Origin of the sequence: Siccirubricoccus sp. G192, from assembly GCF_019084075.1 — a bacterium.
In the GTDB taxonomy this organism is placed as follows: domain Bacteria; phylum Pseudomonadota; class Alphaproteobacteria; order Acetobacterales; family Acetobacteraceae; genus G192.
In genome coordinates this window covers 3,846,452-3,863,636 of record NZ_JAHREN010000001.1, presented here as the reverse complement: position 1 = coordinate 3,863,636, position 17,185 = coordinate 3,846,452, and the positions used below count along the sequence as shown (strand labels likewise).

At 70.2% G+C, this 17,185-nt stretch carries 15 protein-coding genes and 2 pseudogenes; 13 read left to right on the top strand and 4 right to left on the bottom strand.

Going from position 1 to position 17,185, the window contains the following annotated elements; genetic code table 11:
* Positions 1 to 82: 82 nt before the first annotated feature.
* Positions 83 to 442 carry a hypothetical protein gene (locus tag KSF81_RS18615; RefSeq protein ID WP_217380249.1) on the bottom strand — a complete coding sequence of 120 codons (360 nt, stop codon included), beginning with the start codon at positions 440 to 442 and terminating at the stop codon, positions 83 to 85.
* Between the two features lie 930 nt (positions 443 to 1,372).
* Between KSF81_RS18615 and KSF81_RS18610 the strand changes: the two genes are divergently transcribed.
* From KSF81_RS18610 to KSF81_RS18575, 9 genes and pseudogenes are all read left to right on the top strand, one after another.
* Positions 1,373 to 1,771, top strand: coding sequence for a Rap1a/Tai family immunity protein (locus KSF81_RS18610; RefSeq protein ID WP_217380248.1), 399 nt, complete (start codon positions 1,373 to 1,375; stop codon positions 1,769 to 1,771).
* 79 nt (positions 1,772 to 1,850) lie between these two features.
* On the top strand, positions 1,851 to 2,060 hold the full coding sequence (locus tag KSF81_RS18605; RefSeq protein ID WP_254453612.1) for a glycine zipper family protein: 210 nt from the start codon (positions 1,851 to 1,853) through the stop codon (positions 2,058 to 2,060).
* 358 nt (positions 2,061 to 2,418) lie between these two features.
* A pseudogene (locus KSF81_RS30005) lies at positions 2,419 to 3,645 on the top strand (bifunctional enoyl-CoA hydratase/phosphate acetyltransferase); the annotation flags it as partial.
* Between the two features lie 46 nt (positions 3,646 to 3,691).
* Positions 3,692 to 4,003: a phosphate acyltransferase gene (locus KSF81_RS30000; RefSeq protein WP_309139732.1), complete on the top strand. Its 312-nt coding sequence runs from the start codon at positions 3,692 to 3,694 to the stop codon at positions 4,001 to 4,003.
* Positions 4,000 to 5,178, top strand: a complete 1,179-nt coding sequence (locus tag KSF81_RS18595; RefSeq protein ID WP_217380246.1) for an acetate/propionate family kinase — start codon at positions 4,000 to 4,002, stop codon at positions 5,176 to 5,178. The genes KSF81_RS30000 and KSF81_RS18595 overlap by 4 nt, the downstream gene beginning before the upstream one ends.
* Before the next feature lie 10 nt (positions 5,179 to 5,188).
* Complete coding sequence (gene fabI / locus KSF81_RS18590; RefSeq protein WP_217380245.1) at positions 5,189 to 5,983, top strand: enoyl-ACP reductase FabI; 795 nt, start codon at positions 5,189 to 5,191, stop codon at positions 5,981 to 5,983.
* Positions 5,984 to 6,013: 30 nt separating this feature from the next.
* Positions 6,014 to 6,469, top strand: a complete 456-nt coding sequence (locus tag KSF81_RS18585; RefSeq protein ID WP_217380244.1) for a hypothetical protein — start codon at positions 6,014 to 6,016, stop codon at positions 6,467 to 6,469.
* 3 nt (positions 6,470 to 6,472) lie between these two features.
* Positions 6,473 to 8,305 (top strand): DUF3141 domain-containing protein, encoded by a 1,833-nt coding sequence (locus KSF81_RS18580; RefSeq protein WP_217380243.1) that lies wholly within the window; start codon positions 6,473 to 6,475, stop codon positions 8,303 to 8,305.
* A complete protein-coding gene (locus tag KSF81_RS18575) occupies positions 8,284 to 8,622 on the top strand; it encodes a hypothetical protein (RefSeq protein WP_217380242.1) in 339 nt (112 codons plus the stop codon). The genes KSF81_RS18580 and KSF81_RS18575 overlap by 22 nt, the downstream gene beginning before the upstream one ends.
* 551 nt (positions 8,623 to 9,173) lie before the next feature.
* Here KSF81_RS18575 and KSF81_RS18570 read toward each other — a convergent pair.
* The 3 genes and pseudogenes from KSF81_RS18570 to KSF81_RS31150 form a co-directional block, all read right to left on the bottom strand.
* Positions 9,174 to 9,584 carry a hypothetical protein gene (locus tag KSF81_RS18570; RefSeq protein ID WP_217380241.1) on the bottom strand — a complete coding sequence of 137 codons (411 nt, stop codon included), beginning with the start codon at positions 9,582 to 9,584 and terminating at the stop codon, positions 9,174 to 9,176.
* An 18-nt stretch (positions 9,585 to 9,602) separates the two neighbouring features.
* On the bottom strand, positions 9,603 to 9,767 hold the full coding sequence (locus KSF81_RS31155; protein WP_305801260.1) for a hypothetical protein: 165 nt from the start codon (positions 9,765 to 9,767) through the stop codon (positions 9,603 to 9,605).
* A 124-nt stretch (positions 9,768 to 9,891) separates the two neighbouring features.
* A pseudogene (locus KSF81_RS31150) lies at positions 9,892 to 9,987 on the bottom strand (succinyl-CoA--3-ketoacid-CoA transferase); the annotation flags it as partial.
* Positions 9,988 to 10,211: 224 nt separating this feature from the next.
* Between KSF81_RS31150 and KSF81_RS18560 the strand changes: the two are divergent.
* From KSF81_RS18560 to KSF81_RS18545, 4 genes are all read left to right on the top strand, one after another.
* Positions 10,212 to 12,995, top strand: a complete 2,784-nt coding sequence (locus KSF81_RS18560; protein ID WP_217380240.1) for an MGH1-like glycoside hydrolase domain-containing protein — start codon at positions 10,212 to 10,214, stop codon at positions 12,993 to 12,995.
* 68 nt (positions 12,996 to 13,063) lie between these two features.
* Positions 13,064 to 14,614 (top strand): alpha-amylase family glycosyl hydrolase, encoded by a 1,551-nt coding sequence (locus KSF81_RS18555; protein ID WP_217380239.1) that lies wholly within the window; start codon positions 13,064 to 13,066, stop codon positions 14,612 to 14,614.
* A 202-nt stretch (positions 14,615 to 14,816) separates the two neighbouring features.
* Entirely contained in the window at positions 14,817 to 15,626 is an 810-nt protein-coding gene (locus tag KSF81_RS18550) for a hypothetical protein (protein ID WP_217380238.1), read from the top strand.
* A 9-nt stretch (positions 15,627 to 15,635) separates the two neighbouring features.
* On the top strand, positions 15,636 to 16,856 hold the full coding sequence (locus KSF81_RS18545) for an ISAzo13 family transposase (RefSeq protein ID WP_217380237.1): 1,221 nt from the start codon (positions 15,636 to 15,638) through the stop codon (positions 16,854 to 16,856).
* The last annotated feature ends 329 nt before the right edge of the window (positions 16,857 to 17,185 follow it).

Below are 17,185 nucleotides of genomic sequence, written 5' to 3'. Positions count from 1 at the left end.
CAGGGCAAGGTGGTGTCGGCCGGGCGAGCTGCGGCCTCGGGCGGCCGGGGCCCCTGCGCCTGGCTGGCGCAGGGGCAGGCGCTCACCGGGAGAGCGGTTCGACGGCGATGGCGAGGGACTCCGTGTAGGCGAGGTCAACGCGGTCGCCGACCTTCAGCGTGTCCACGAAGCGCTGCATCTCCGGGTCGCGCACCGCGACGGTTTGCGCGCGGTTCGCCGCCCCACTGAAGGTGACCGTATGCGCCGCCTTGTCGATCGCGTCGATCGTCACGGTGGAGCGGACCTGGCCACCGACCGTGCCCGTGGGCGCCGAAGCGCCCGGCGCATGCCGGGCGACGCCGGCCTGCCCGGTCGCGGTGCCGCCGCCACCCTGCCCGGGCCGGGCGAGGCTCGCCGCGAGCGCCTCGACATAGCGCACGACGACGCGGTCGCCCTGCTTCACCCGCGCGAGGTTCTCCACAGCGGGCCCGGCGTGCACCTCGAAGGTGTTCCCCCCCGGGGCCACGTAGCACGACCTTGCGCGCCTGCTGGTCGATCGACTCCACGGTCGCGACCGCCTCTGTGGTGTAGGCCACCGTGGCGCCCTGCGGCTGCCGCGCCTGGGCCAGCGCGTCCGAGGGCACTGCCTGGGCGACGAGGAGCGCCCCTCCGACGGCCAGCACGGGAATCAGTCGGGCGGTGTTCATCTGCATCCCTCCTCCGGGGCTTGGGTGTGTCGCGAGCGAGGCCAGGTCCTGTCCTCGCGCGAGGTCATCCGTTCGCGTGGCGTCCTGCCCTGGCTGGATCGCCGGATGGTCCAAGTGGAACGCTGGGCCTCGCGCTTCGCCCAGCCGCCGCCAGGCCCCCGCGCATCGCCCGGCCAGACGGTATATCGACCCCGACCTGCGGCACATCCCACTACGCTATCGATAATCCGCTCTTCTCCGCGGCAGGGATCCGATGTGCGCCCGGGAAGGGCACGCCTGGGGCGGTTGCATGAGGGTCGTCCTCGGCCTGCGGATCGGGCCGCCAAACGCCGCCGCTCCTGGCCTTCGCCGACCCGCTTGCGCCAATGCCCGGCATTCGCCGCGCCCCTCGATCGTGGCACTGGCGCGTGGTCGAGGCTGCCGGCGGGCGTGGCGCGGGCAGCGATCCGCATCGTCCCGGCGGGAAATGGCTTCAACGTGGTTTATTGACACCGTCTGCACTTCGCGTGGCGCTCGAGCATGCGTAGCCTCGGGAATGGGCACGCGCCTGGCCGGCGCAGGAGCACCGGTGCCGGCCACGGACCGCGACGGGGATCTCGAGCGGTGTCGGTGGGCGCGGGGCTGGGTTTCTTCGTCGGCCGGGCCCGGGCCCATGCGTGGAACACAAACGACAAGGGGAGCGAGCAATGAAGCGGAGGCTCGTGGCGCTGGGCGCCTGCGCGGCCCTTATCCTACCGGCCACGGCCGGCGCCGCGGTGACGGAGGAGAACTTCCACCTGCGGACGACCAGCGACCTGGTGGCGCTGTGCTCGGCGGACGCCTCCGACCCCCTGGCGGCCGCAGCGGTCAACTTCTGCCACGGCTTCGGGGTAGGGGTCTACCAGGTACTGCGCGAGGAGGCCGCGGCACGCCCGCAAGGTCCGCAGCTCTTCTGTGTCCCGAACCCCACGCCGAGCCGGAACAGCGTCGTCGTCGCCTTCGTGCGCTGGGCGGGGGCGAACTCCGGCGAGATGAGGCAGCCGCCGGCCGAGGGCTTCGTCCGCTTCCTGGCGCAGCAGTACCCGTGCCGTGCTGGCAGCCGGTAGCGGAAAGGGAGGTCGAAGCATGAGGTCCCTGACAGCCGCGATTCTCTGCACGGCGGTGCTACTCGGCGGGTGCGCCGGGATGTCTGACACACAGCAGCGGGCGCTGACCGGCACCACCGGCGGCGCAGCGGCAGGCGCCGTGCTCGGCGCGATCGGCGGCAACGCTGGCCTCGGCGCGGCGGCGGGTGCCGCGGCGGGCTTGGCCGGCGGGCTGCTCTACGACCACAGCAAGAAGTCGCAGGAGGCAGCCTACCAGCAAGGCTACGCCACCGGACGCCAGCAGCGCTAGGCCGCCCCCGGCGCGCGATTTCTCCGCGCCGGGCGGCGCAGCCGCGGCACGATTACGGCGGGGCATCTTGCGCCGGTTGCGACACGCCCTGGATCAGGGACAGCGTGCCCGTCCAAGGAAGGAGTGGAACGACGGCGCCGGACGGGGCCGCACCTCTGTGCCCGATCACCCAGGCATGCCTTCTCCGACGATGGCGGCCATCCGGCACGCAACCGGCGCCGGAACGCGCGCCCGGTACACGCAGGGCATTCCGCCTGCCTGTAAGGACGGGACGCACGCACGCCGGAGACCTGACGGACCGCCGGACGGCGGAGATTATTGACATCATCCGGCCTTGCCGCGCGATAGCGGCGAACCGATGCTGTGCCCCGGCTGGATCGAAGGCCCTTCCTTTGGTGGGCCGACACCGAAGTGCGGAGGACCGGCGAACTCGGCGGCAGGCCGATGGCCGAATACGCGGGCTGCCGGCCCGGTCGCCAGGTCAACCGCCGGCTTGGCAGGGGCATACCGCGGCCGGGCCACGAAGCGTCACCACGTCGAACCAGGCGTGGCATCCAGGAAGAGGGCAGAGCTCATGGGCACCAGGAATGACCCGGCCGAGCAGCTCGTCGGCCTCTCGCGCGACCAGGCCTTCGTCGGCCTGACGACCTCCGCCGAGCACACGCTTCAGGAGCGCGCATTCGACCTGGTCGCGGCGCTGTCGGGTACCCCCGACCTGGAGCGGGACCGCCTCCCCGACGCAGCCTATGCGCTCCTCATCCAGGGCATGATCCTGGACTTCACCGCCCGCCGGCTGCCCGGCCCCGGTTGCGAGGTGCTGTCCGAGGAACTGCACTTCGTGTCCGACCCCACTCCGGGGGACCGGATCACCATCACCGGGACGGTGATCTCGCGGCCGAGCGAAGACACCGCGACGGTCGCGCTCATGCTGGACTCCCAGCGGGGCCGTCTTGCCGAAGGCGCCGTAACGGTGCGCCTGCCGGCAGATCCTGTGACGCTGCGGCCCGAAGCGCGGCCGGACATCATCATGCATCGCCACCGCCACCTGGAGCGCCTGCTGGCACGCAGCAACGATGCGCCGCCGCTGACCGCGGCGGTGGCCTGGCCGTGCGACCGCGACAGCCTTCTGGGCCCGATCGAGGCCCGGGCGCAGGGTGCGATGCGGCCGATCCTGGTGGGCCCGCGGGAAACGCTCGAGTCCATCGCCGCCGCGGCCGGGGCGTCCCTTGTGGGGTGCGAGGTGGTCGAGGCCGACACGCCGCACGCGGCCGCGGCCGCGGCCGTCCGGCTCTGCCGCGAGGGTCGCGCCGGGGCGCTGATGAAGGGCAGCCTGCACACAGACGAGCTGATGGCCGCGGTGGTCGCACGTGACGGTGGACTCCGCAGCACGCGGCGCATCAGCCACGTCTTCGCCATGGACGTGCCCTCGTACCCGAAGCCGCTGTTCATCACGGATGCCGCCATCAATATCGCGCCCGACCTGGCGACCAAGGCGGACATCATCCAGAACGCGGTCGACATGCTCAGGGCGCTGGGCGTGGCAGAGCCGAAAGTTGCGATCCTCTCGGCCGTCGAGACCGTGAACCCCAAGATACCCAGTACGCTCGACGCCGCCGCGCTCTGCAAGATGGCTGACCGGGGGGCAGATCACCGGCGCGGTCCTGGACGGCCCCCTGGCCTTCGACAACGCCATCAGCCGCGCGGCCGCGGCAGTCAAGAAGATCGTGTCGCCGGTAGCCGGCGATGCCGACATCCTCCTCGCCCCGGACCTCGAGGCCGGGAACATGGTTGCCAAGCAGCTCAGCTATCTCGCCGGTGCGGACAGCGCGGGGATCGTCCTCGGCGCCCGAGTCCCGATCATCCTGACCAGCCGCGCCGATAGCGTGACCTCGCGCCTTGCCTCGGTCGCGGTGGCGCGGCTCCTGGCGGAGGCGCGCGCATGAGCGATGGCGGTCCCCTGGTCGGTGTCATCAACGCCGGCTCCTCCTCGCTGAAGTTCTCCATCTTTGAGGAGGACGGATGCGTTCTCGCCGGCCAGGTGGACGGCATCGGGGTGAGGCCGGGCATGAGGATGAAAGATGCCGCAGGCAACCCGGTCCCCGGCCCCGATCTGGCGCAGGCGCCGCCGCAATCCCCGGCCGAGGCGCTGCTGATGCTGCTGCCCTGGCTCCGCGAGTGGCTGGGCGGGAGGGTGCTCGCGGGCCTCGGGCACCGGGTCGTGCATGGCGGCCCCCGGTACGACCGGCCGGAGCGAGCGTCCTTGTCCCTCCTGGACGAACTCGAGACCCTCTCGCCGCTCGCGCCGCTGCACCAGCCCCACAACCTGGCGCCGATCCGTGCCGCGCTCGAGAAGGCGCCCCACCTGCCGCAGGTGGCCTGCTTCGATACCGCCTTTCACCACACCATGCCGGAGGTCGTCCAAGCCTTCGCCATCCCGCTCGCGCTCGCCGAGAAGGGTATTCGCCGCTACGGCTTCCACGGCCTCTCCTACGAATACATCGCCTCCGTCCTGCCCACGGCCGCCCCGGAGATCGCGGACGGGCGCGTGGTGGTCGCGCATCTCGGCAACGGCGCCTCGCTCTGCGGCATGCGCGCCGGGCGGAGCGTCGCGACCACCATGGGCTTCTCCGCGCTCGACGGGCTACCGATGGGGACGCGGTGCGGCGAGCTCGATCCCGCCGTCGTGCTGCATCTGCTGCGGCAGGAGGGCATGGACCCGGCCGCGGTGGAAGACATGCTGTACCGCCGCTCCGGCATGCTCGGCCTCTCTGGTGTCTCCTCGGACTTCCGGGATCTGTTGGCGAGCTCCGATCCCCGTGCCCGCTTCGCCATCGACGTCTTCGTGCACCGCGTGGCGCGCGGCGTGGGTTCGCTCGCCGCGGCCCTCGGGGGCCTCGATGGTCTGGTCTTCACCGCCGGCGTCGGCGAGAACGCTGCCCCGATCCGCGCCGCGGTGTGCGAGGCCTGCGCCTGGCTGGGCGTGGAGCTCGACCCCGTGGCGAATGCCGCGCACGGCCCGCGGATCACCGGCGGAGCCAGCCGCGTGCCCGCCCATGTCATACCGACGGACGAGAACCGGATGATCGCGCGCCACACGCGCGCCGTCATCGCCAAATGAGGAGGTCGCCATGGCCGACCGTTCGCCGACAGATCGCCTGCCGCCGGTCCTGACCGGGCGAAAGGCGCTCGTCGTCGGCGTCGCCAATGACCGGTCCATTGCCTGGGGCTGTGCGCAGGCCATGCGCCGTGCTGGCGCCGAGATGGCTATGACCTATCTGAACGAGAGGGCGCGACCGCATGTCGAGCCGCTCGCAAGGGCGGTTGGGGCACCGATCTTCATGCCGCTCGAGGTGCGCGACCCGGCGCAGGTCGACGCCCTGTTCGAGGCGGTGGCGGCGACCTGGGGCGAGCTCGACATACTGGTCCACTCGATCGCCTTTGCGCCGCGCGAAGCGCTCCAGGGGCGCGTGACGGACTGCCCCCGGGACGGGTTCCTGGCCGCGATGGAGGTCTCCTGCTGGTCCTTCATCGACCTGGCGCGCCGCGCCGAGCCGCTGATGCGGAACGGCGGCACGATGCTCACGATGTCCTATCTCGGCGCCTCGGAGGTGGTGGAGAACTACGGCATCATGGGGCCGGTCAAGGCCGCCCTCGAGGCCTCCGTCCGCTACATGGCGACCGAGCTTGGGCCAAAGGGCATCCGCGTGCATGCCGTGAGCCCCGGTCCACTTGCGACGCGTGCGGCCTCGGGCATCCGCGACTTCGACGAGTTGATGGAGAAGGTCTCGGCGCGGGCGCCGGCGCGGCGGCTGGTGACGATCGAGGAGGTCGGCGCGGCCTGCGTGTTCCTGGCGAGCGACTACGGGACCGCGATGACGGGAGAGACACTCTACATCGACGGCGGCTACCACATCCTCGGGTGACAGCCCGGGGCTGGATCGGGAGATCTTGGCATGAGCTTCACCGGCAACACCCTGAGCGCGGATGCCGTGCGCGCCTACCTCCGTTCCAGGAAGGAGGAAGAAGCGGCCAAGCAGCGGGCCCACGAGGGAGTGGTCAAGGCCGAGCGCGAAAAGCTGCACCAGGCCTTCCTGGAGCGGGAGGTGCAGCCCGAGGCCATGGACCGGATCGCCACCCTGGTGCGGAAGACGGTCGAAATCGGCGAGAAGCAGGCCCTCGTTCTCCAGTTCCCTTCGGACTGGCTGCCCGACCAGGGCCGCGCCATCACCAACCACGACAAGAACTGGCAGCAGAAGCTCGATGGCTTCCCGAAGAGGGCCTATGATTTCTTCGCCCGCGAGCTGGAACCGCGCGGATTCCAGATCCGGGCGGAGATCGTGAGCTGGCCCGGCGGCATGCCGGGCGACGTTGGGTTCTATCTCACCTGGAAGCGGCCGGACGAGGCGTAACCGATGATCCGCATACCGGTCTTCTCCGACTTCGCCGACTACCTCGTCGACGCGGCGCAGCGTAATGCCCTGTTCTGGGACACGCTGCGCGAGCGGGGCAACGAGTACCTCCGGCACGAGGCTGCCGGCAGTCCGCCGCTCCTCAAGTTCGGGCACGAACTGCTGCTCGACGGGCGCTCCCTCGAGAGACCCTGCAACTACGCACTGCTGCGCATCCTCCCGGGCAGGGGAGACCTGCCCACCGACCCGGCCATGCGCCCCTTCGTGGTGGTGGACCCGCGCGCCGGCCACGGGCCGGGCATCGGCGGCTTCAAGGAGGACAGCGAGATCGGCAATGCGCTCAGGCTCGGCCACCCCGTCTACTTCGTGACGTTCTTCCCGGAGCCGGTGCAGGGGCAGCGCCTGGTGGACGTGATGCTTGCCGAGGCGCGCTTCCTGGAGCTGGTCCGCGAGCGGCACCCGGAAGCGCCGGGTGGCCCTTGCGTGATAGGCAACTGTCAGGCGGGTTGGGCCATCATGGGCCTGGCCGCTGTGCGGCCGGATCTGCCCGGGCCGATCCTGATCGCCGGCTCGCCGCTTTCCTACTGGGCCGGCGCGCCCGGCCTGAACCCGATGCGCTACGCCGGCGGCCTGCTCGGCGGCAGCTGGCTCTCGTACCTCGCCGGCGATCTTGGCAACGGCCGCTTCGACGGCGCGAACCTGGTCCTGAACTTCGAGGCGCTGAATCCGGCCAACACCTGGTGGTCGAAATACTACAACCTGCTCGACAAGGCCGACACGGAGCCGCCCCGCTTCCTCGAGTTCGAGCGCTGGTGGGGCGGGTACTTCCTGATGAACCGGGAGGAGATGACGGCGATCGTCGACCAGCTCTTCGTGGGGAACAAGCTCGCCCGGGGCGAGGTCGTGTCCCATGACGGTTCGCTCCGCGTCGATCTCCGCAACATCCGCTCGCCGATCTGCGTGCTCTGCTCCTGGGGCGACGACATCACGCCGCCGCAGCAGGCGCTCAACTGGATCCTGGACCTCTACGCATCCGATGACGACCTGATCACGCAGGGTCAGACCATCGTCTACTCGGTGCACCCGAGGGTCGGGCACCTTGGGATCTTCGTCTCGGGGGCCGTCGCGCGGAAGGAGCACGCCGGCTTTGTCGAACTGCTCGACCTGATCGAGGCGCTGCCGCCCGGCCTCTATGAGATGCTCATCGAGGACAAGCAGCCCGAGATGCGGGCAGTCGAGCTCGTCCCGGACCGCTACGTGACGCGGTTCGAGCAACGGAGCGTGGTCGATATCGCCGCGCTCTGCGGCGACCGCGAGGGGGAGCGCCCGTTCGAAGTCGTCCGCCGCGTCTCGGAGGTCAATGCCGGCCTGTACGAGCGGCTGGCGGCCCCGACGGTGCGCGCCATGGCGAATGAGCCGGCGGCGGAGGCGATGCGGCGGCTGCACCCCCTGCGGGCGCAGCGCTGGGCGCTGTCGGACCTGAACCCGATGCTCCGGCCCGTCGAGGCGCTCGCGTCGGCCGTCAGGGTCAACCGGCAGGCCTGCAGCGCAGATAATCCCTTCCGCGCGATGGAGCGCAATTCGCGAAGGCAACCGAGCAGGCGATCGAGGCCTGGTCCGAGGCCAGCCACAAGGCAGCGGAGCAGGTCTTCGGCGCCCTCTACGGAACGCCGCTCGCGCGCGCGGCCGCGGGGCTGGCCTCTGACCCGTCCCACCACCCGCTCGGTGCCGACCCCGCCCGGCACGAGCTCGCCCGGCGCGAGGTCCAGGACCTCCTGGCCAGCGCGGGGACGGGGACCCTGCGGGACGGGATCGTGCGCATACTGCTGCTGTTGATGAACGAGCAGGGGGCCGTCGACGAGCGGACCTACCGCGCCCTCCTGGCCGTCCGGGAGGAGTTGCCGATGCGGCAACGGCCGACGCCGGCCGAGGTACGCGAGATCGCCCGCAGGCAGGCCCTGCTGCTGCGGGCCGACCGCGCCGCCGCCGTGCGCGGCCTGGCCATCATCTTTGCGGCGCCGAAGGACCGTGCGATGGCCGAGGCGGTGCTCCGCAAGGCGGCCGAGATGGTGGGGTTCCGCATCGACCCGAGCCCGAGGGGGCCGCTTGCCAGGCTGCTGAGTCCGGAGGAGGAGGCCGCCGGGGTCGCCTAGGCCCGGCATCCGCAGGTGGCGAAGCGGCATGCTCCGGCGGGCGATCCTCGTTCAGTCGCGCATCCACGAATGGGCCGTCCACCTCAGCAGGGAACATTCGGTCCTGCGCGGCTCCGGCACCGCCGGCAACCTTGGGCTCCAGAGCCTGCCTTGCCAGTAGTACGGGCGGAGGCCGTAGGTGTCGCCAAGGCAAACCGCTACCGTGCGGCTTTCAGCGGCCCGGGTGCCCACGGTGTTTGCCTGGTCGCCGCCTGGCCCAGGCGGCGAACCGGCGGCGCATGCGCTCAGGGCGCCTGCCGCCAGGCAAGTGGCCAGGACCACCGAGGTGTTCCGCAGCGGTACTCCCCAGCTCCGCTCAAAGGTCATCGCGTCCTCCGGTCAGAGATCCGTCTGCTGCACGGGGTTAGGTGCGCCCGGCGGACGACTTCGGGCGCTGCCGTCGCCCCCGCTAGAGCGTGATCGCTTGAGGTGCTCGCACCGAAAAGCGCGAATCACGCGATCAAACAAAGGCCTGGAGCATGATGCGTGAACGAAGGTGAATGCATCATGCTCTAGGCGGCTGTTCGCGACCGACTGGGCGTCGGTTTGGCGCTGGCTTCCGGCGCTTCCGTGCCGTGGGCACTGGAGCCGAAGGTCCGCATCGCCGCCGTCATGCTTTGCATGACGGTTTCCATGCCCATGCGCGTGAGATCCGCGAAGCCGGCCTCTGGTGGCGGGCGCGGCGCCGCATTGGAGGCCAAGCCCCGGAGCAGCGCGGCGATGGCCTCGTCCTGCGCCCGCCGGACCACCTCCCTGCCGATGTCGTTCAGGCTGCGGTTCAGCTCCAGCGCCGCCCTCATCGCCTCCAGGATGGCGCGCGCGCCCACCGCATACCAGAGCATCATGATGTCCGGCGCGCCGGGGACGGGCAGGAAGTCGCTCTCCACCGCCGGCCCGGATTTCGTTTGCGTGGCCTCGTTCATTCCTCGTCTCCTGGCACCCTATCCCACGGGTCCCGACACCGCGTCCGGCATGAGGCGCATCTCGGGCACCGGGCCTTCGACGCGCAGCGGCGCGCCGGTCGCCGCGAGAATCTGCTCGACGGTCACGCCCGGGGCGCACTCGCGCAGCACAAGGCCACCTTCCGTCGGCTCGACGACCGCCATGTCGGTCACCACGAGCGTGACCGGGCGCGCGGCCGTCGGAGGCAGCGTCAGGTCCCGTACGATCTTCGCCCCGCGCCGTGTGCTGCATCGCCACGGCCACGCGCCGTGCGCCGGTGACGAGGTCCATGGCGCCGCCCATGCCCGCAACCATCCGGCCCGGCACCATCCAGTTCGCCAGCCACCCGCGCGCGTCCACCTGCAGCCCGCCGAGCACGGTCATGTCAAGGTGTTGCCCAGCCTAGACGCGGTGGTCGCCAGGCGTCGCCGGGAAACGCTATCGGAAATTGCCGGGCTTCCGGCGCGTCCCGGACGGGCCGGTGTGGAAATCCGATAGCGTCCGTCGGCGCGAGGCCTCGCCACTGGTCTATGTTTCTCCGCAACGGCGCCATCGGCCGGGGCGGGTGCCCCGGCGTCCGGCTCGGGGCCGCCGTTGGGAGGGGTGACATGGCACAGACGGCCGAGCATCGGCGGCTTGCCGAGTGCCGCGATCAAGGGGCGCCATGGCGGCGCTGGGGCCCCTACCTTTCCGAGCGCCAATGGGGAACGGTGCGTGAGGACTACAGCGGCGGCGGCGATGCCTGGGATTACTTCACCCACGACCAGGCCCGTTCCCGTGCCTACCGCTGGGGTGAGGACGGTCTGGCTGGCATCAGTGACGACAGGCAGGTTCTTTGCTTCGCCCTCGCGCTCTGGAATGGCCAGGACCCGATCCTGAAAGAGCGTCTGTTTGGCCTGACCAACACCGAGGGCAACCACGGCGAGGACGTGAAGGAGTACTACTTCTACCTCGACAGCACGCCTACGCACTCGTACATGCGCTACCTCTACAAGTATCCGCAGCAGGCATATCCCTACTCGCGGCTGGTGATGGAGAACCGCTGGCGCGGGCGGCGGGATCTCGAGTTCGAGCTGATCGATACGGGCATATTCGACGAGAACCGCTACTTCGACGTCTTCGTCGAGTATGCGAAGGCGGATCCCGAGGACGTGCTGATCCGGCTGACGGTCTGCAACCGCGGGCCTGAGCCGGCCAGCCTGCACCTCCTCCCTACGCTGTGGTTCCGCAACACCTGGTCCTGGCCCGACGGCACGCCGAAGCCCGTGCTGCGCGGGGCGCGGGGCGATCGCCGGGACGGCGTCCTCGTCGAAGCGTTCCATGAGGAGCTCGGCCGGGCGGCCCTGCAGTGCGAGCGCCCCGAGCTGCCGGTGCTCGTCGTCGAGAACGAGACCAACGAAGCCAGGATCTTCGGCCGCCAGGGTGGTTCCCCCTACCCGAAGGACGGCATCAACGACTACCTGCTGCACGGCCGGCACGACGGGGTGAACCCGAACATGACGGGCACCAAGGCAGCCGCGCTATGGCAACCGACCGTGCCGGCGGGCGGCGAGGTTGCCCTCCGCCTGCGGCTCCGCATGGGCGATGGCGCGGTTGCCGGCGGCTTCGGCCTCGACTTCGACCGCATCTTCGCGGCGCGCCGCGCCGAGGCCGACGAGTTCTACAAGGCGGTCGCGCCCGCCTCTTTCACCGAGGACGAGGCGCGCGTCTACCGCCAGGCCCTCTCCGGCATGCTCTGGAGCAAGCAGTACTACCTGTACGATGTGCGCCGCTGGACGCGGGAGCGGGGCGGCAGCGCGCCACGCAATGGCGACTGGTCGCACATGTACAACGCCGATGTATTCTCCATGCCGGACAAGTGGGAATACCCCTGGTACGCGGCCTGGGATCTCGCCTTCCACACGCTCGCGCTCGGCCTGGTGGATGAGGACTTCGCCAAGGAACAGCTCGCGCTCACGCTGCGCGACCGCTACCTCCACCCCAACGGCCAGATGCCGGCCTACGAGTGGGATTTCGGCGACGTGAACCCGCCGGTCCACGCCTGGGCGACCGCCTTCCTCTACCAGCTCGACCGGACGCGGCGGGGCGGGACCGGGGACCGGCGCTGGCTCGCCCAACAGTTCAGCAAGCTCCTCCTCAACTTCAGCTGGTGGATCAACCGCAAGGACCGCTCCGGGCGGAACCTGTACGAGGGCGGATTCCTCGGCCTCGACAACATCGGCGTCTTCGACCGCTCCGCCCCGCTGCCGACGGGCGGGTATCTCGAGCAGGCCGACGGCACCGCCTGGATGGCGGTGTTCTGCCAGCACATGGTGGAGATCGCGACGGAGCTCGCACGCGAGGATCCGCTGTACGAGGACATGGTGCTGCGCTTCGTGCAGCAGTTCCTGTCCATCGGCTCGGCCATGGTGCGCTCGGGTGACGACGGGATGTGGGACGAGCAGGACGGCTTCTTCTACGACGTGCTGCGCCGGCCCGACGGGCGTGCGGAACGCCTCAAGGTGCGCTCCGTGGTGGGCCTGCTCCCGATCTGCGCCTGCGCCGTCTTCGAGCCGCAGTTCCGCGAGAGGCTGCCGGAGGTCGTGGACCGGGTACGCTGGTTGCTGCAGGACCGTCCCGAGCTTCGGCGCTTCGTCCACCCGCTCGACAAGCCGGGCCACAACGGCCGCAGGCTGCTCTCGATCGTGAACGAGGAAAAGCTCCGCCGTATCCTGGCCGTTATGCTGGACGAGGACGAGTTCCTCGGGCCATACGGCATCCGCTCAGTGTCGCGGCGGCACGCCGACCAACCCTACGTCTTCCGCACCGAAGGCCAGGAATTCCGGGTGGCGTATGTGCCGGCTGAGTCCGACTCCGGCATGTTCGGGGGCAACTCGAACTGGCGCGGGCCGGTCTGGATGCCGGTCAACGCCATCCTCATCCGGGCGCTGCTGATGCAGTACCTCTACTTCGGTGACGAGTTCCGGGTGGAATGCCCGACCGGCTCGGGCCGGATGATGACGCTGTTCGGGGTGGCACAGGAGATCGCGCGGCGGCTTGAGGCCACCTTCCTGCGGGACGCGAATGGCCGCCGGCCGGTGTTTGGAGGCACGCGCAAGTTCGCGGAGGACCCGCACTGGCGCGATTGCCTGCTCTTCTACGAGTACTTCCACGGCGACAACGGCGCCGGGCTCGGCGCCAGCCACCAGACCGGCTGGACCGGCGTCGTCGCGACGCTCATGCAATTCTTCGCGTCGGTCTCTCCCGAGAGCCTGCTGGAGGGCGGGCGAGGGACGGTCTTCGGCGACATGGCGGGCCGCCGCGGGCCGTCGGCACCGGAAGGCGGCGCAGCAGCAACGGGCGGGCCGCAGCGGCCGGTCGTGGAGCCCGCCGCTTCCACACCGGCGGCCTGATCCGCGCCGCAGGGGTGCGGAAAGCACCGGCGACCCGTGAGCGGGCCGCCCAGCGAAAGGGATGAAAGATGCCTACCGTCGCGCCGCCCGTCCCAGCCGGTGAGTTGGCCGCGGGCGAGGAATTGGCCCGCGAATTGCCGCGCCTGCCGGCCTATCCTGCACTCTTCCAGCTCAACACGCGCGTGCGCCTGCGTGCCCTTGAGGGCGAACTCGGCCGGACGGCGATGCTGGACGACATCCCGGATGCCGAGCTCGACGGCATCGCCGCGCAGGGTTTCGACTGGGTGTACTTCCTCGGTGTCTGGAGCACCGGCGAAGCGGGACGGAATGTGTCGCGCACGAATCCCGACTGGCACCACGGCTTCGAGGCACTCCTGCCCGACCTCGATGAGCGGGACATCTGCGGATCGAGCTTCGCCATCACCGCCTATGCCGCGCATCCAGCCATGGGCGGCAACGAGGCGCTGGCGCGGCTCCGGCGCCGGCTGCACGCCCGCGGCCTGCGGCTGATGCTCGATTTCGTCCCCAACCACATGGCGCCGGACCACCCTTGGGCCTGGGAGCGGCCGGAGCTGTTCGTGCGCGGGAGCGAGGCGCAGCTGGAGCGGGAACCGGGGAACTACCTCCGGATCGAGACCGCGCGCGGCACCATGGTGCTGGCGCATGGGCGCGATCCCTACTTCCCGGGCTGGCCCGACACGCTGCAGCTCGACTACGGCAATCCGGCGACCGGGGAGGCCATGCGCGGGGAACTCCTGGCCGCGGCTTCGCTCTGCGACGGGCTCCGCTGCGACATGGCCATGCTGATCCTGCCCGATGTGTTCCAGCGCACCTGGGGCATCGCGGCGGAGCCATTCTGGCCCGGTGCGACCCGCGCCGTCCGCGACCGCAGCCCAGGTTTCGTCTTCGCGGCCGAGGTGTACTGGGACCTCGAATGGACGATGCTGCAGCAGGGGTTCGACTACGCCTACGACAAGAGCCTCTATGACCGCCTGGCTGCCCGCAACGGCCGGGCCGTGCGCGAGCACCTGCTGGCCGGCCTCGACTACCAGCGCCACCTCGTCCGGTTCCTCGAGAACCACGACGAGCCCCGCGCGGCGGGCACCTTCCCGTGGGACGTGCACCAGGCCGCGGCGGCCGTGGCGTTCCTGTCCCCGGGGCTGCGCTTCTTCCACCAGGGCCAGTTCGAGGGCCGCCGCGAGCACGTTTCGATCCACCTCAACCGCGCCCCTGTCGAGCTGCCCGATTCGGCCGTGGGAGAGTTCTATCGCCGGCTGCTGGAGGTGCTCCGGACCCCGGTGCTGCGCAATGGCGACTGGCGCCTGCTCGCGCCGATCGAGGCCTGGCCGGGGAACTGGACCTGGGCCGGCTTCGTCCCCGCCCTGTGGGAGGGCAATAACGGCGAATGCCTGATGGTGGTCGTCAACTTCCAGCCGAACCAGGCCCAATGCTACATCCGTCTCCCCGTAGGCGAGTTGGCTGGGCGTCCGCTCGACCTGATCGACCTGCTCGGCCCGGCCCGCTATCGGCGCGAAGGTGACGACCTGATGGGGCGTGGCCTCTACCTCGACCTTCCGCCCTGGGGCTTCCACCTGTTCCGCATTGAGGCGGCGGAGTGAGTGCCACAGCCGCCTCGGTGCGACGGAGGTGGCCGCCGGCAACCACTGGACCGATGGCCGTCGGCGGTCCTGGCCCGATCCAAGCGGTGCGTGGCCGCCTCATCGCCCCGGCGGCGGTCGCGCCAGCCGCCCGAGCGGCGGCGACCGCAGGACGGGTCGGGCGCGCCGCCAACCCCGGACAACGGACCGACGGAGAGATCACGTGTCCCTGCTCGCCGAGATCGCGCGCCAGAGCCTCCTGGCCTTCGCCGCGGTCCTCTTCGTGCTCCAGATCGCCGCGCGCGAGGCCGGCTACGTCATCGGGCGCCGCCAGGCGCGCCCTGAGGCACCCCTGGAGGGTGTCGGTGTCGTGGTCACCAGCATGCTCGGCCTGCTCGCCTTCGTGCTGGGGCTCACGCTGGCCTACGCGAACACGCGATTCCAGGAGCGACGCCTGGGTACCCTGTCCGAGGCGCAGTCCATCGGGACGTCCTGGCTTCGCGCACAGGCGGTCGGGCAGCACCAGGGGCAGGAGATCGCCAGGCTGCTCGAAGACTACACGCGCGTCCGCATCGAGTTCATCCGGCTGCCCGCCGACGGTGATGCCGCCGGGGTCGAGCGGCGGACCGGCGCGCTTCAGTCCCGGATCTGGGAGCAGGTCGTGGACCTGGCCCGGGACAGGAAGGACCCGGTGCTGGCCTCGCTGGCGGCCTCGCTCAACGAGACCTTCGACCTCGCGATGGCGCAGCGCTTCGCCTTCACCTCGGGGCCCGCGGCCCAACTGGTGATGCTTCTGCTCCTCATGACGATGGCGAGCATGGGCGGGCTGGGCTACCAGTTCGGACTGCGCGGGCGGCCGCTGAGGGCGTTGACCCTCATCCTGCTGTCCATGTGGACCGCCGTCCTGGTCGTCATCATCGACCTTGGCGCCCCGAGGCTCGGGCGGATACTAAGGGCTCGTCCGCCGATAAGTGAATCGGCTCGGGGCTGGGATTGCGAGACGGGGATTCTCCTCTCGGGCGTGGCGCCGTAGCGTTCTGGGATGGTTGATGTTGAGGCGATCCGGGCGCGCTTCCTGGAGTTGTCGGTACATTTGGACGAGCGTGGTCGTCGGCTGTTAGCGGCATCGGAAGCCCGCGCTTCGGGCTATGGCGGGATCGCGGCGGTGTCGCGGGCAACAGGACTGGCGGCGAGCACGATTGGCCGTGGCCTGAAGGATTTGGCAGACGAGTTACCGCCGGGACGGGTGCGCCGGCAGGGCGGTGGCGGCAAGTCGGCAGTGAAGCGCGACCCTGGGCTGCTGCCCGCGCTGTTGTCGCTGGTGGAACCCGAGGCTCGGGGCGACCCGATGTCGCCCTTGCGCTGGACCTGTAAGAGCTTGCGGCGGCTGGCGGCGGAGCTGACGAAGCGTGGCCATCCGGTCAGCCGCACGGTGGTGGGCGAGTTGCTGGCGCAGGAGAAGTTCAGCCTGCAGGCCAACCGCAAGACGCGCGAAGGCAGCGAGCATCCCGACCGGGATGCGCAGTTCGCCCATATCAACGCCAGCGTGGCAGCGGCGCTGAGGGAGCAGCAGCCGGTGATCTCGGTCGACACCAAGAAAAAGGAGCTTGTCGGCGACTTCAAGAACGCGGGCCGCGAATGGCGGCCGCAGGGCGACCCGGAGGAAGTGCGGGTACACGACTTCCTGCAGCCCGAACTCGGCCGCGCGGTGCCCTACGGCCTCTACGACCTGGCAGCCAACGCAGGCTGGGTGGGTGTCGGGATGAACCACGACACGGCCGCTTTCGCGGTGCAGACCATCCGCCGCTGGTGGCACGACCTTGGCCAGGTACGCTATCCCGCCGCCGAGCGTCTGGTGATCACCGCCGATGGTGGCGGCAGCAACGGCTGGCGCCTGCGGCTGTGGAAGACCGAGTTGCAGAGCCTGGCCGACGAGATCGGGCTTGCCATCGAGGTGCACCACCTGCCACCCGGCACCAGCAAATGGAATGCCATTGAGCACCGCCTGTTCTCGTTCATCAGCATGAACTGGCGGGCCAGGCCGCTGGTCAGCTACCGAGTCATCGTTGACCTGATCAGCGCCACCACTACGCGCACCGGCCTGACCGTGCATTGCGAGCTCGACGCGAGCCATTACCCCAAAGGCATCGTCGTCTCCGACGAGCAGATGGCGTCCCTCAACATCACCCGCCACAACTTTCATGGCGAATGGAACTACACCATCCACCCTCGCAACAACTCAGATCGAGCGGTTATCCCCTGACGGGTCCTAACCGACCCCGGGCCGCTGCTGTGGACGTTGGAGGGCTTCGCCGCTCCAGCGGCGGCGCCCCGTTGAGCCTGGGCCGGCCGGCGCGGTTCCCGTCGGCGCCGATACCGGCCCGACGGCTGCCGTATCCGAGGGCAGCCTGGCCGCCGATTTCCGATACAGGTTGGCCTTCCGTTTGTCGCCGCGGCCGCGCATCACCGTTGCAGGACGGCCGCCGGGGCGGCCGCGGGTCTAGGCCGGCGTCCGTTTCCGGGCGCGGGGCGGACCCGACCGTCCATCCCGCCGCGTCGTGAGGTTTGCGATGTCCCAATTCCGCCCGGAGC